Here is a 13,583-nt window from a genome sequence, read left to right on the forward strand (position 1 = left end):
AAGCCGGACGCGGCGGGTCGACGCCACAAACCCGGCGGCGATCGCAAGGCCGGCGAAGCCGGACGCGGCGGGTCGACGTCAAAAAACCCCGCGGCGATTACACGCGTCAACGGGTTGACGCCGTTGACCAGCGCCCAGTTCCAGGGAGTAGAACGGACGTCATGCCCAACATCACCGACACCATCACCACCGCCGATGGCTCCGTTCCCGTGCGACTGTTCACCCCTGACGGCCAGGGCCCCTGGCCTGGCGTTGTCATGATTCCCGACGCCGGCGGGGTCCGGCCGACCTTCAATGACATGGCCGCCACACTGGCCGATTCCGGCTACGCGGTGCTGCTGCCCGACGTGTATTACCGCCAGGGCGATTGGGCCCCGTTCGACATGAAGACCGTGTTCAGCGACGAGAGCGAGCGCAAGCGGCTGTATTCGTTCATCAGCGGCATCAGCGCTGAGAATTGGGCGTCCGACGCGAACGCGTACTTCGACTATCTGGCGGCCCGGCCCGACGTCAGCGGCACCACGTTCGGCTTCACCGGATACTGCATGGGCGGCCGGGCGGCGCTGACGGTCGCCGGGCTGGTCCCGGACCGGGTGGGCGCGGCGGCCTCGTTCCACGGCGGTGGACTGGTCACCGAGGGCGCCGACAGCCCGCATCTGCGGGCCGACCGGATTCAGGCGGCGATTTATGTGGGCGGCGCGGAGAATGACGCGTCATTCACCGCCGACCACGCCGAACAGCTGGAAAAGGCGCTCACCGCGGCGGGGGTGCGGCACACCATCGAGACCTATGCCGCCGGGCACGGTTACGCGGTGCCAGACAACCCGACCTATGACGCTGACGCGGCCGAGCGGCACTGGTCGGCGACGCGCGACTTTTTCGGGGCAAACCTCGGCGCCTAGACACCGACCGGCCTGACCGTTATTCGGGCCAGCTGTTGTGCAAGATCCGGTCGACGAAGTCGACACCTTCGAACGCGGGATCGAAATGCGCCAGCACGTCGGCGTTCATGGTGCCGAAGGTGGTCTGTGGCCGGCGCTTCATTCCGTCGTTGAAGGCCGCCAGGATGCGCTGCTTGAATTCCGGGCGCGGGTGGGCGGCGGTCACCGCGGCCAGCGCTTCGGGCGCCAACTCCGCGCGCCCCACCCCGACCACGTCGACCTCCACGCCGGCCTGCAGTAAGGCGACTTCCGGCGCCAGGAATTCGGGCACACCGGGAGTGGTGTGCAGCGCGATACCGAGCCACACCGTCGCGGCGCCGGATTCGTCAAAGCCACGGGCCGTCAAGAAGTCCCGGGCCGCATTGGCACCGTCGACCTCGAAGCGGATGCTGGACGAGCGGTAACGCTCGGTCAAGCCCAGGTCGTGGAACATTGCTGCGGCGTAGAGCAATTCGAGATCCGGCCGCAGCCCGCGCCGCTGCCCCTGCAGGGCCCCGAAGAAGTACACCCGGCGGGAATGGTTGAACAGCAACTCATCTTCGGCATCGCGGACGAACTCGGTGACTTCGTGCGCCAGCGCGCTGTCGGGCACGCGGATACCCGCGACGGTGTCGATGGACTCAACGGCCATGATCGTTCCTTTCGTCTGGTGCACTCAGTGTGGAACGGCTGGCGGTCACGGCGCATGAGGCGTAACAGCCGTCTTTCCCACGGATTGCGACACAATGAGTCGGTGGCGGAAGCCCAGGCGCAGTCGCGAGTGGTGGTCATCGTCGTGTTCGACGACGTGACGATGCTCGACGTGGCGGGAGCGGGTGAGGTTTTCGCCGAGGCCAATCGGTTCGGCGCCGACTACCGGCTTCTTTTCGCATCGGTGGACGGCCGTGACGTGACCACGTCGATCGGGACGCGACTAGGCGTTACGACAGCGATCGGATCGATCGAGTCGGCCGACACCGTCATGGTGGCCGGCAGCGACAATCTGCCCCGGCGCCCCATCGATCCCGGGCTTGTCGACGCGATCAAGACCGTCGCCGCAAGGACCCGGCGATTGGCGTCGATCTGCACGGGATCGTTCATCCTCGCGCAGGCCGGCCTCCTCGACGGTCGGCGAGCCACCACCCATTGGCACGATGTCCGATTGTTCGCGCGGGCGTTCCCCGCTGTCACGGTCGAGCCGGATGCGATCTTCGTCCGCGACGGAGATGTCTACACCTCGGCGGGAATCTCATCGGGCATCGACCTGGCCCTGGCCCTGGTCGAAATGGACTACGGCGTCGAACTGGTCCGCTCCGTGGCTCGATGGTTGGTCGTGTACCTCAAGCGAGCGGGTGGCCAGTCGCAATTCTCGGTGCTGGTCGAGTCGGCCGTCCCGCCGCAATCCCCACTGCGTAAGGTCACCGATGCCATTTCGGCCACTCCCGCAGCCGATCACAGCGTGAACAGCCTTGCCGCGCTGGCGTCCCTGAGTACACGGCAGCTCACTCGCTTGTTTCAGTCCGAGCTCGGGACGACACCGGCCCGCTACGTCGAAACGGTGCGCATCGATGCCGCCCGCGCCGCGCTGGATGCCGGCCACAGCGTCGCCGACACCGCGCGTATGGCGGGATTCGGCAGCACCGAGAGTCTTCGGCGCGTGTTCGTGGATCATCTCGGCGTGTCACCGAAGGCCTACCGCGAACGTTTTCGCACCGCGGCCCGCAGCTGACACCTCTCGGTCATCGACCGCTGCTCCAACGAGTTTGGTGGGAATTCGCAGCCATTGCGCGCATACTGATCCGCCATGCACGTCGATGCGATGACGGTCCCGCAACCGCTCGGTCAGATCGGTGAGCTGGCCAGGCGGACCCAGGCCGTCGGCTTCTCCGGCTTGCTGTTCACCGAGACCGGGCGCACCGCCTACCTGAATGCCGCGGTGGCATCGCAGTCCGCGCCGGGTCTCGAACTCTCGACCGGAGTCGCGGTGGCGTTTCCGCGAAGCCCGTTCGTCACCGCGGCCGCGGCGTGGGAACTGCAGGAGGCGTCGGGCGGCAACTTCCGCCTGGGCCTCGGCACGCAAGTACGCACCCACGTTGTTCGGCGCTACGGCGTGGATTTCGAGCGGCCGGGTCCGCGGCTACGCGACTATCTGCTGTCGGTCAAGGCGTGCTTCTCGGCATTTCGGTCCGGCAAGCTCGACCACCACGGCGAGTTCTACGATCTGGACTTCATCACCCCCCAGTGGAGTGCGGGGCCCATCGATGCGCCCGACCCCAAAGTCGACATCGCCGCGGTGAACCCGTGGATGCTCCGCATGGCCGGCGAAGTCGCCGACGGAGTGCACGTCCATCCGATCGGAGAGCCCGGCTACATCGCGCGCCACGTGTTGCCGAAAGTCGCTGAGGGAGCACATAACCTGGGCCGGTCTCCATCCGACATCGCGATCATCGTCCCGGTCTTGACGATCGTCGGGGACACCGATGAGGAACGCGACAGGCAACGCGAATCGGTTCGCGCCAGCATGGCGTTCTACGGCAGCACCCCCAACTACGCGTTCATCTGGGATGAAGCCGGCTTCGAGGGCACCACCGCCCGGATCCGGGAAAAGCAGAAAGCCGGCGATTTCGCCGGGATGGCCGCCCAGGTCAGCGATGACCACATCGCGGTGTTCGCCACCGAATCGACGTGGGACACGTTGGCCGACAAGCTGATCGAGAAGTATTCCGCAACGGCCACCCGGCTGGTGCTGTACAACGCCGTCGGCGATCCGGACCGTTTCGAGCGCTACGGCGAGATCGCCCGTCGGGTCAGCGCCCGATCAATTTCTGCATGAAGTCCGGATAGCGCGCGCCCTGCACCTCGATACCCGCCGAGGCGGTGCTGATCTCGCGGAGGTCTTCGTCGCTGAGCTCGATGTCGGCCGACCCGAGGTTCTCTTCCAAACGCTCCAGACGCCGGGTGCCGGGGATCGGCACGATCCACGGTTGCTGAGCCAGGAGCCAGGCCAGCGCGATCTGACCGGGCGTGGCGCCCTTCCGGTCGGCGATCGTCTGCAGCAAGTCGACGACGGCGCGATTGGCCTCGCGGACGTCGGCGGCAAAACGCGGGATGCTGTTGCGGATGTCGGCACTGTCGAATTGCGTGCTCTGGCTGATGTTTCCGGTGAGAAAGCCCTTACCGAGCGGGCTGTAGGGCACGAAGCCGATGCCGAGTTCGGACAGCGTCGACAGCACGCCGGTCTCCGGACTCTCCGGCTCACGCCACCACAACGAATATTCGCTCTGTAGTGCCGTCACCGGTTGCACGCCGTGAGCGCGCCGAATGTTCTGCGCCGATGCCTCCGACAACCCGAAGTGCTTCACCTTTCCGCTGTCGATCAGCTCCTTGACCGTCCCGGCGACATCCTCGATCGGGACATCGGGGTCGACCCGGTGTTGGTAGAGCAGGTCGATCGTCTCCACTTTCAGGCGCCGCAAAGAGTTTTCAGTTAACTCTTTGATGTGCTCGGGTCGGCTGTTCAGCCCGCCGATATTGCCGTCGGCTCCGAAGGCAAAGCCGAATTTGGTCGCGATCACCACCTGGCCGGCGAACGGAGCCAGCGCCTCACCGACCAGCTCCTCGTTGTCGCCGTACGCTTCTGCGGTGTCGAAGAACGTGACACCGCGCTCGACCGCACCGCGCAACACCCCGATCATCTCGGTCCTGGGCCCTGACGGGCCGAAGCCGCGACTCATTCCCATGCAGCCCAACCCAATTGCCGAAACCTCGAGATCGCGGCCCAGAATGCGGGTGTCCATGCGCTACTGCTCCTACGACGCCGGTAAATCCACCAACCCGGCCAACCGGGCGCGGTGACGGTAGGCGGTGCCGAGCGCCAACTGGTCGCTCTTGGCCCGCTTCAGATACAGATGCGCGGGATACTCCCACGTCATGCCCAGCCCACCGTGCAGTTGGACGCACTCCTCAGCAGCGTGCACGGCGGCGCCGCTGCAATAGGCCTGTGCGACCGCCGCCGCGATGGACGCGTCGCCGTCTTGACGGGCGCAGGTGTCGGCGGCGTAGCGGGCTGCCGCCGCAGCCGAGTTGACCTCGATCCACAGATCCGCCAGCCGATGCTTGATGGCCTGGTACGAGCCGATCGCCCGGCCGAACTGCTTGCGCTGCTTGGCATACGCCAACGTGGTCTCGAAACACCACTGCGCGATGCCCAGTTGCTCCGAAGCGAGCAGCGCCGCACCGGTTTCCAGCGCAACGGAGATCGCGACGTCGGCCGTTGCCGCGCCGACAGGTGTCGAGGCGGCATCGGAGAACTCGACATCGGCAAGGGGCCTCGTCATGTCCAGGCTCAGGACTGGTGACACGCTCACCCCTGCCGCGTCGCGGGCGACAGAGTGCAACTGCACGCCGTCGGGTTCGTCGACCGGAACCAGCAGTACGTCGGCATCGAGGGCGCCGGCGACGCTGGTGACGCGACCGGTGATACCCGGGCTCACCCCGGTGATCGCATCACCGGGTGCGGTGGAGATCGGCACGGCCAGCGCGGCGGTGAGCGCACCGGACGCAAGGTCTTTGACAGTCGCGGTGTCTCCGGACTGAAGCAGTGCCACGGTGGCCACCACCGCGCTGGTCAGGTACGGCACCGGCGCGACGGCACGGCCGATCTCCTCCATCACGACGGCGGCCTCACGGGCGGTCGCGCCCGCTCCGCCCAATTCTTCGGGCACCAGGAGACCGGACAGACCGAGGTCGACGGTCAGTGCCCGCCACAGGCCGGAAAAGTTTTGTGGCGCATCGTCGTACACCGATGCGATGGCCTCGGGTGAACACCGGTCGGCGAACAGCCGTCGCACGCTGTCCCGCAATGCTTCTTCGGTGTCGGAGTACAGCAGATCGCTCATCGTTCCAGATCCTTGTAGGCGACATCCTTGTCGACCCGGTGTTCCGGTGGAAGGCCGAGAATGCGCTCGGCGATGGTGTTGCGCAGGATCTCCGAGGTACCGCCTTCGATCGAGTTGCCTTTGGCGCGTAGGTAGCGGTATCCGGGTTCGCGGCCGATGAAGTCGACCGCATCGGGTTGCCGCATGGTCCAGTCGTCGTACCGCAGTCCCTGCTCCGGGTGGAGTTCAATCTCGAACCCCGACACCGCCTGCGCCAGTTTGGCGAACGTCACTTTCATTCCGGCGCCCTCGGGGCCGGGCTGACCGACCGCCAGTCGCTGCCGCAGCCGCAGACCGGTCAGGCGAGTGACCTCGGCGTCCACCCATAGCCGCATCAACTCGTCGTGCATTGCGGCGTTGCGCAATTCCGGTCGGGCGCGCCAGGCCTCGGTGACCTTGCCGATGATTCCGCTTTCGCGAGTTCCGCCGGCCATCGAGCCGATCGCCACCCGCTCGTTGTTCAGTGTCGTGGTGGCGACCTTCCAGCCACCGCCCTCGGCGCCCAGGCGATGGGCGTCGGGCACTCGTACGTCGGTCAGGAACACTTCGTTGAACTCGGCCTCGCCGGTGATCTGTCGAAGCGGCCGCACGTCGACACCCGGGTCGGTCATGTCGAGGACGAAATAGGTCAGGCCTTGGTGTTTGGGGACGCTCGGATCGGTTCGGGCCACCAGGATCGCCCGCTGCGCGTTCTGCGCGCTCGACGTCCAGACCTTCTGCCCGTTGACGATCCAGCCGTCACCGTCACGCACTGCACGGGTTGCCACCCCGGCCAGGTCAGACCCCGCCCCCGGCTCGCTGAACAGCTGACAGTAGATGTGTTCGCCGGTGAACAACGGCCGCAGGAAGTTTCGCCGCTGCTCTTCGGTGCCGAACGCGGCGATGGTCGGCGCCGCCATACCCATCCCGATTCCGTTGCGGGCGCCGCCGCCACCGGGCGGCGCACCCGCGGCGGTCAGTTCTTCTTCGACCGCTGCCTGGAAATTGCGCGACAGATCCAGGCCGCCCGACCCGACCGGAAAATGCACCCAGGCCAGTCCGGCGTCGAAGCGCGCGCCGAGGAATTCGTGCGGGTCGGTTCCTTTGGGGTCATGTTGCTCGAGCAGCACCCGCACCCGGGCCCGCACGTCCGCGGCGCTCATCGGAAGCCCGCCGGGTCGCCGAGTAACCGGCCGCCGTCCAGCACCAGGGTCTCGCCGGTGATCCAGCTCGACTCATCGGAGACCAGGAATGCCACCGCCGCCGCCACGTCGGGTGGTTCACCGATGCGTCCCAGCGCGGTACCTCCCGACACCAGATCCTCGTGGTCTTTCCACAGCGCCTCGGCCAGCTTGGTCCGAACCACACCCGGGGCGATCGCGTTCACTCTCACCTTTGGTGAAAGTTCAAGTGCCAGTTGCTTTGTCACGTGGATCAATGCGGCCTTGGTCGCGTTGTACATGCCCATGTTCGGCGCCTGGTGCATGCCGCCGATCGAGGCGGTGTTGACGATCGCGCCGCCGTGCTCTCGCATCCAGGCCTTGGCGGCCAGCGAGGTCCACAACAGCGGAGCCCACAGATTGACGTCGAAGGTCTTCGAGAAGCGGGCATGGTCCTGGTCGATCAGCGGACCGTAAGCCGGGTTGGTGCCGGCGTTGTTGACCAGGATGTCGATGCTGCCGAACCGGTCGAGCGTCAGATCGACGCAATGCCGGGCGGCGTCCTCGTCGACCGCGTGGGCCGCGACGCCGACCGCATTGCCGCCGACTTGCTCGGCCGCGGCATCAGCACTCTCCTGTTTGCGGGACGTCAGCACGATGTTCGCACCACCGAGCGCCAGCCGTTGCGCGACGGCCAGCCCGATCCCGCGGGATCCGCCGGTGATGATCGCGGTGCGGCCGTTGAAGTTCGGTGTGGTCATAGTGCCTCCATCAGGCTGTGTTGGTAGCGACGCATGCCGCGCAGCCAGCGGTCATAGTCGGCGCCCTTGTGCCGGTACATTTCCAGCACGGCGGGGTGCGGCAGGATCAGGAAGTGCTCGTCGTCGACCGCGGCGAGCACGATCTCGGCGACGTCGGCCGGCTCGATCACGTCACCCGCGGAGGTGACGGCACGAGTCGCGAGCCGGGCCAACGGGTCGTCGGACTCCCCTGGGGAATACAGCAATTTGGTGTTGACGCCCATCGGGCACAGGCAACTGACCCGCACGCCCTGGTCGCCGAAGGTGATGTTCAACCACTCGGCGAAGCCGACCGCAGCGTGCTTGGTCACCGAGTAGGTGGCCGACCCGAGTTGGGTGAGCAGCCCGGCAGCCGAGGCGGTGCTGATGAAATATCCCTCGCCACGTTCGACCCACGCGGGCACCAGCAATTGCGCCGCCCGGATGTGGGCCCGCAGGTTGACGTCCAGGGACTGATCCCACTCCGCGTCGCTCACCTCGAGGCCGGACACCCCGGTGATGCCGGCGTTCGCGAAATACAAGTCGACGGGCCCGAATGTCGTGTTTGCCAACGCGATCAAGCGCTGGATATGTGCACTGTCGGAGACGTCACCACCGGAGGCGACGGCCACACCGGGCCGCTCGGCATTGATCCCGTCGGCCACCGCCTGCGCGGCGGCGCCGTCCAGGTCGGCGACAACCACCCGGGCATCCTGCTGCGCCAGCTTTGCCGCCAGCGCCGCGCCGATACCGTTGCCACCGCCGGTGACGATGGCGACCTTGTCGGCAACTTTCACGAGCGACTCCCTTCTTCTTTGTGCAGCAGCCTGATGATCCATCCCCGGGTATCCGCCGGGTCTATCACGTCGTCGAGTTCGAACGTCGTCGCCGAGGTCAGCGCCTTCCCATGCTGGTACGCGGCCGCGACCAACGTGTCGAACAGTGCCTGACGTTCGGTGGGGTCCTCGACGGCGGCCAGTTCCTTGCTGAATCCCAGCCGGACCGCACCCTCGAGGCCCATGCCGCCGATCTCCCCGGTCGGCCAGGCGACGGTGAACAGCGGGGCACGAAAAGACCCGCCCGCCATCGCCATTGCGCCCAGCCCATAGCCTTTGCGCAGGATCACCATGCCGAACGGCACGGTCAGCCGCGCGCCGACGATGAACAGTCTGCTGAACCGCCGCACCGCGGCATCGACCTCGGCGTCCGGGCCGACCATGAAGCCCGGTGTGTCGCACAACGAAATGATCGGCAGCCCAGCCGATTCGCAGAGCGTCAGGAAATCGCCCATCTTGTCGGCGGCCTCGGCGTCGATGGCGCCACCGAGGTGATGACTGCTGTTGGCGACCACGCCGAACGGCACGCCCTCCACCCGTACGAGTGCGGTGAATATGCCGACGCCGTAATCGGCCCGCAACTCGAGAACAGATCCGACGTCGGCCACCGTCTCGACAGCGTGGTGGACGTCGTAGGCCCGTAACCGATTCTCCGGCACCACATGTCGGGCGCGTCGCGGGTCAGGCGCCTCCCAGTCGACCTGTCGGCCTTGGAAATACGACAGGTAGCGCTTGGCCAGCGCAACGGCGTGCGCCTCGTCGCGGGCGGCCAGCCCGACGACACCGTTGCGCCGCTGCACATCGATCGGCCCGATGTCTTCCGGCCGGTACCGGCCGAGTCCCCCACCCTCGATCATCGCGGGGCCGCCCATGCCGATGTTCGCCTCCGGCGTCGCGATGATCACGTCACAGGTGCCGGCCAGCGCGGCGTTGCCGGCGAAGCAGCGACCGGAGACGATCGAGACCAGCGGGACCCGGCCGCTCAACGCGCCGAGCGCACGGAAGGTCGGCACGTCGAGACCGGCGATGGTCGCGACGTCGGTGTCGCCGGGGCGCCCTCCCCCGCCCTCGGCGAACAGCACGACGGGCAGCCGCTTGCGCGCGGCCAGGTCGAAGACCCGATCGGTCTTGGCGTGGTTGCGCATGCCCTGGGTGCCCGCGAGCACCGTGTAGTCGTAGGACAGCACCGCAACCTCGGCGCCGCCGATCCGGGCTACCCCGGCAACCAGTCCGTCGGCCGGCGTGTTGGCGATCAGGTCCTCTTCCGAACGTCGGCTGCGCTGCGCGGCGACGGCCAGCGCGCCGTATTCGATGAAACTCCCCGGGTCGACGAGGTCGTCGATGTTCTCGCGCGCGCTGCGTCGATTCTGGTTGTGCCGCTTGGTGATCGCCGCCGGCCGACCCTCGTCGAGAGTGAGCAGGTGTCGGCGCCGGACCTCATCGAGATCGCCGCGATCGTGGTCGAGGTCCAACGCGTCCACGTCGTCGGCGCCGCTGCCGTCGCCGGTTCGGGTGAACACCACCAGCGGGTCACCGGTCCCGATCACCTGACCGGGCGTCACCAGTATCCGCACCGCGCGCAGCGCTTCGGGAGCGGTCAGCACGTGGTGCATCTTCATCGCTTCCACAACCGCAAGTTGCCGGCCCGCCGCCAGCTCACTGCCCTCGGTCGCAACCTCGATCACCGTGCCGGCCAACTGCGCGCGCAGCACTTCCTCACCGGGATACAGCTCCGGTGCCGCGAGCCGGGTCTCGTGACTCCAGGTCTGTGTGCCCCTCAGCAATGCGGGAAGGTTGTCGTCGACAAAGCTCGTGGTGAGCGGACCGGCGTGCGTGTCACTGTGCGACAGGATCGCCCGGAGAAGGCTGATGTTGGTCCGGATGCCCTCGACGCCGAATTCGTCGAGCGCGGTCTGCGCCTTGCGCAGCGCGGCGGAAAACGACGATCCGCGCACCCGGGTGATCACCTTGGCCAGCAACGAGTCATATCGCGGGCTCGGTGTCAGCCCGGCACGACCGAAGGTGTCCACCCGCACTCCGGGTCCGCTCGGCGGCGAGAACGCCGCGAGGGTGCCCGCCGCCGGCGTCACCGTCCCGTCGGCGTCCATCGTCTCCATGTTGACCCGGGTCTGGATCGCGATACCGCGCACCGCGGCCAGCGCGCCGACCACGTCGTCGCCGTCGGCTGTCACTCCGGCCGGCAACCTCAACTGGTGAAATGGCGCACCCAGGGCGATCCGAAGCTGCACGGCCACCAGGTCGACGCCGGTGACTTCTTCGGTGACCGTGTGCTCGACCTGGATCCGCGGGTTGACCTCGAGGAAAACGAATTGTTCACCGCTGACCAGGAATTCGACTGTGGCGATGCCACGGTAGTCGGCCCGCGCGCACAGCCGTACCGCTGCCCGGTGCAGATCGCGCCGCAGAGTCGGGGAAAGACCCTGTGCCGGTGCGATTTCGATGAGCTTCTGGTGTCGTCGCTGAATGCTGCAGTCGCGGTCGCCCAGTGCCAGCGCACGAGCGGCGGTGGCGACGACCTGCACCTCGATGTGTCGGGCGTCGGACAGGTGCGCTTCGGCGAACACCGCCGGGTCGCCGAAACCGTGTTCGGCTTCGGCGGCGCACTGGCGGTAGGCGTCGTCGATCTGTTCGGCGTTGCGGACGATCCGCATTCCGCGACCGCCGCCACCGGACAGCGCTTTGATCACGATCGGGCTGCCCTGCGTGGCCGCGAACGCGTGGACCTCGTCGAGGCTGCTCGGCCCGTCGGTGGCGGCCAGCACCGGCACCCCGGCCGCGGTCGCCGCCGTGCGGGCCGAGGACTTGTTACCGAACAACTGCAGTGCGGCGGCGTCCGGTCCGACGAAGGTCAACCCTGCGCTCCGGCATGCCGTCGCAAATTCGGATTGCTCGCTGAGGAACCCGTAGCCGGGATGCACCAGCTCCGCGCCTGCGTTCTTGGCCGCCGCCAGGATCGCGCCATGGTCCAGATAAGCGGCCGGTCCCGCGCCCGGCAGCGCGATCGCCTCGTCCGCCGCATGCACATGCGGGCTGTCGGCGTCGTCCTCGGCGTAGACGGCGACCGTGCCGATCTCCATTTCGGTTGCGGTGCGGATGATTCGGAGCGCGATCTCACCGCGGTTGGCGATCAACAGACGCGTCAACGGCGGTCCTTGTCCGGATCGGCTCTGATCAAATTCGGCATCCATCCCGATCACATCATGCCGCTGCCGCTATTGCCCCACGATTGGCCCCCACGTCCGGCTGGAACGAGTAGTTTCATGCCGGGGTGCCGACCCGCGGGGTGTGGTCTCTCACAGACCCCGCCGCGCACCGAGGATCCAGCAGCGAGTCGAAGGACGAGATGACGAAGCCTTTCCTGATTGCAGCCGTCGGCGGCGTGCTCGCGGCGGCCGGATTGACCGCCACGGCGGCCCCCGCCGGCGCCGGGTGCCTGAACCCCGCATGGCCGGGCCACCCACTGGCACAGATGTGTGACAGTCCCGTCGACTCCGACGGCATGTGGGAACGGTGTGTCACGTACTTTCCCGGCGGCCCGCTGAACCCGGCCGAGGTCGATTGCAACACGATGAGTGTGGGCGACCCTCCGAAGCTGGCCGACCCCGTCTTCGCGACACCGTTGTCCCACATCGACCCGTAGCGTCACAACCAGAACGAGGTTAACCGGTGGCCGGGGTCTCCTTGCTGGGGTAATTTCGGCGGATGTCGATCAACCGTCGCAAAGTCCTTGGCGGAGCGGGCTTGGCGGGCGCGGCCGCCGCGGCCGGTGTGGGCGTCGATCACCTGGTCTCCGGTCAGCACACCGACGGCGAGGTGTCGCTGGCCGATGACGCGGCACGCTTCGGCGATCCACGTTTGCCTGCCGAGACCATCACCTCGCACTCGCATCTGTTCCACCTCGGCGCCTCACCGGTCAGCAGCTTCGACGGCGGACACTTCCAACAGGCGGACGAGGAGAGCTTCCCGATCCTCAAAGGTCAAGCGGCCAGCATCGTCTCGCTGACCTTGCAGCCCGGCGGTATTCGTGAACCACACTGGCATCCCAGCGCCTGGGAGATCAACATCGTCACGAGAGGCGTCGCCAGCTGGTCCCTGGTCGACGGCAACGGCAACCACGAGCACTTCGACCAGAAGGTCGGCGATGTTGTCTTCGCCCCGCAGGGCTCCTTCCACTACTTCGAGAACCGCGGTTCAGACGACATGAAGATCGTGATTGTTCAGAACACCAGCGCGCCTGAGGCCAAAGACAATATCGGCATCGGCGAGTCGATCAGCAAACTGCCGCCCCGGGTGCTCTCGGCTCTGTTCGGCGTTCCCGCGAAGACCTTCGACTCCTTCACCAAGCACGACAAAGCGATCCTGATCCTGAGACGGCAGTAGGGACAACCGATGACTGATGACGCCGAACGCTTCGGCAACCCCCGCATACCCGCCGAGACCATCGCCGCACGGTCGCACCTGTTCGGACTGAGCGCCGTGGCCCCGGCGACATACGACGGTGGCTCACAAAGGCAGGCGCACGAACAGAACTTCCCGATACTCACCGGCCAAGAGGCCAGCATTCAACTGATCACGTTGCAGCCCGGCGGTATTCGTGAACCACACTGGCATCCCAGCGCCTGGGAGATCAACCTGGTCACGAAAGGCGTCGCGAGCTGGGTTCTGATCGACGGTAACGGCAATCACGAGAGCTTCGAGGCCCGCGTCGACGACCTGGTGTTCGCCCCCCAGGGTTCACTGCACTATTTCGAAAACCTGGGCACCGAGGATCTGGACGTGCTGATCATCCAGAACTCCAGTGCGTCCGAGGACAAGGACAACATCGGCATCGCCGAGTCGCTGAGTCAGATTCCGCCACAGGTGTTGTCGGCCATCTTCGGTGTTCCGGCGGACACCTTCAACTCGTTCAAGAAGTTCGACAACGCCGTCACCATCTTGCGCCCGCACTGAC

13 protein-coding genes are annotated in these 13,583 nt (G+C 66.7%); 6 read left to right on the top strand and 7 right to left on the bottom strand.

Features of this window, described 5'->3' with window-relative positions:
• The first annotated feature begins 161 nt into the window (after positions 1-161).
• A complete protein-coding gene (locus ACZYW1_RS02630; protein WP_463783025.1) occupies positions 162-902 on the top strand; it encodes a dienelactone hydrolase family protein in 741 nt (246 codons plus the stop codon).
• A gap of 19 nt (positions 903-921) precedes the next feature.
• Here the strand turns inward: ACZYW1_RS02630 and ACZYW1_RS02635 are convergent, their stop codons facing one another.
• Entirely contained in the window at positions 922-1,572 is a 651-nt protein-coding gene (locus ACZYW1_RS02635) for an HD domain-containing protein (RefSeq protein ID WP_463783027.1), read from the bottom strand.
• Positions 1,573-1,674: 102 nt separating this feature from the next.
• On the opposite strand from ACZYW1_RS02635, the gene ACZYW1_RS02640 reads away from it, so the two are divergent.
• On the top strand, positions 1,675-2,649 hold the full coding sequence (locus tag ACZYW1_RS02640) for a GlxA family transcriptional regulator (RefSeq protein ID WP_463783028.1): 975 nt from the start codon (positions 1,675-1,677) through the stop codon (positions 2,647-2,649).
• Between the two features lie 75 nt (positions 2,650-2,724).
• A complete protein-coding gene (locus ACZYW1_RS02645; protein WP_463783031.1) occupies positions 2,725-3,753 on the top strand; it encodes a TIGR03617 family F420-dependent LLM class oxidoreductase in 1,029 nt (342 codons plus the stop codon).
• Here the strand turns inward: ACZYW1_RS02645 and ACZYW1_RS02650 are convergent.
• The 6 genes from ACZYW1_RS02650 to ACZYW1_RS02675 are packed head-to-tail and all read right to left on the bottom strand — an operon-like array spanning position 3,728 to position 11,820.
• Entirely contained in the window at positions 3,728-4,717 is a 990-nt protein-coding gene (locus ACZYW1_RS02650) for an aldo/keto reductase (RefSeq protein ID WP_463783033.1), read from the bottom strand. The two genes, ACZYW1_RS02645 and ACZYW1_RS02650, sit on opposite strands and share 26 nt — an antisense overlap.
• Positions 4,718-4,729: 12 nt before the next feature.
• The gene (locus ACZYW1_RS02655) at positions 4,730-5,818 is read right to left on the bottom strand and encodes an acyl-CoA dehydrogenase family protein (RefSeq protein ID WP_463783035.1); all 1,089 of its coding nucleotides are present in this window, start codon (positions 5,816-5,818) and stop codon (positions 4,730-4,732) included.
• Positions 5,815-6,999 carry an acyl-CoA dehydrogenase family protein gene (locus tag ACZYW1_RS02660; RefSeq protein ID WP_463783036.1) on the bottom strand — a complete coding sequence of 395 codons (1,185 nt, stop codon included), beginning with the start codon at positions 6,997-6,999 and terminating at the stop codon, positions 5,815-5,817. The genes ACZYW1_RS02655 and ACZYW1_RS02660 overlap by 4 nt, the downstream gene beginning before the upstream one ends.
• The gene (locus ACZYW1_RS02665) at positions 6,996-7,757 is read right to left on the bottom strand and encodes an SDR family oxidoreductase (protein WP_463783038.1); all 762 of its coding nucleotides are present in this window, start codon (positions 7,755-7,757) and stop codon (positions 6,996-6,998) included. Before ACZYW1_RS02665 ends, ACZYW1_RS02660 begins: the two co-directional genes overlap by 4 nt.
• A complete protein-coding gene (locus ACZYW1_RS02670) occupies positions 7,754-8,572 on the bottom strand; it encodes an SDR family oxidoreductase (protein WP_463783040.1) in 819 nt (272 codons plus the stop codon). The genes ACZYW1_RS02665 and ACZYW1_RS02670 overlap by 4 nt, the downstream gene beginning before the upstream one ends.
• Complete coding sequence (locus ACZYW1_RS02675; protein WP_463783041.1) at positions 8,569-11,820, bottom strand: carboxyl transferase domain-containing protein; 3,252 nt, start codon at positions 11,818-11,820, stop codon at positions 8,569-8,571. The genes ACZYW1_RS02670 and ACZYW1_RS02675 overlap by 4 nt, the downstream gene beginning before the upstream one ends.
• 155 nt (positions 11,821-11,975) lie before the next feature.
• Between ACZYW1_RS02675 and ACZYW1_RS02680 the strand changes: the two genes are divergently transcribed.
• The 3 genes from ACZYW1_RS02680 to ACZYW1_RS02690 all read left to right on the top strand — a co-directional run bounded on the left by ACZYW1_RS02680 (position 11,976) and on the right by ACZYW1_RS02690 (position 13,582).
• Positions 11,976-12,272: a CDGP domain-containing protein gene (locus ACZYW1_RS02680; protein ID WP_463783043.1), complete on the top strand. Its 297-nt coding sequence runs from the start codon at positions 11,976-11,978 to the stop codon at positions 12,270-12,272.
• Between the two features lie 62 nt (positions 12,273-12,334).
• Entirely contained in the window at positions 12,335-13,012 is a 678-nt protein-coding gene (locus tag ACZYW1_RS02685) for a cupin domain-containing protein (protein ID WP_463783044.1), read from the top strand.
• A gap of 9 nt (positions 13,013-13,021) precedes the next feature.
• The gene (locus tag ACZYW1_RS02690; RefSeq protein ID WP_463783049.1) at positions 13,022-13,582 is read left to right on the top strand and encodes a cupin domain-containing protein; all 561 of its coding nucleotides are present in this window, start codon (positions 13,022-13,024) and stop codon (positions 13,580-13,582) included.
• Position 13,583 lies beyond the last annotated feature (1 nt).

The organism is Mycobacterium sp. IDUB_36, assembly GCF_055419225.1.

Coding starts and splice junctions, on each gene's coding strand:
- ACZYW1_RS02630 (WP_463783025.1), top strand. CDS start 162: ATGCCCAACATCACCGACACCATCACCACCGCCGATGGCTCCGTTCCC.
- ACZYW1_RS02665 (WP_463783038.1), bottom strand. CDS start 7,757: ATGACCACACCGAACTTCAACGGCCGCACCGCGATCATCACCGGCGGA.
- ACZYW1_RS02645 (WP_463783031.1), top strand. CDS start 2,725: ATGCACGTCGATGCGATGACGGTCCCGCAACCGCTCGGTCAGATCGGT.
- ACZYW1_RS02635 (WP_463783027.1), bottom strand. CDS start 1,572: ATGGCCGTTGAGTCCATCGACACCGTCGCGGGTATCCGCGTGCCCGAC.
- ACZYW1_RS02650 (WP_463783033.1), bottom strand. CDS start 4,717: ATGGACACCCGCATTCTGGGCCGCGATCTCGAGGTTTCGGCAATTGGG.
- ACZYW1_RS02680 (WP_463783043.1), top strand. CDS start 11,976: ATGACGAAGCCTTTCCTGATTGCAGCCGTCGGCGGCGTGCTCGCGGCG.
- ACZYW1_RS02660 (WP_463783036.1), bottom strand. CDS start 6,999: ATGAGCGCCGCGGACGTGCGGGCCCGGGTGCGGGTGCTGCTCGAGCAA.
- ACZYW1_RS02675 (WP_463783041.1), bottom strand. CDS start 11,820: ATGGATGCCGAATTTGATCAGAGCCGATCCGGACAAGGACCGCCGTTG.
- ACZYW1_RS02690 (WP_463783049.1), top strand. CDS start 13,022: ATGACTGATGACGCCGAACGCTTCGGCAACCCCCGCATACCCGCCGAG.
- ACZYW1_RS02685 (WP_463783044.1), top strand. CDS start 12,335: ATGTCGATCAACCGTCGCAAAGTCCTTGGCGGAGCGGGCTTGGCGGGC.
- ACZYW1_RS02655 (WP_463783035.1), bottom strand. CDS start 5,818: ATGAGCGATCTGCTGTACTCCGACACCGAAGAAGCATTGCGGGACAGC.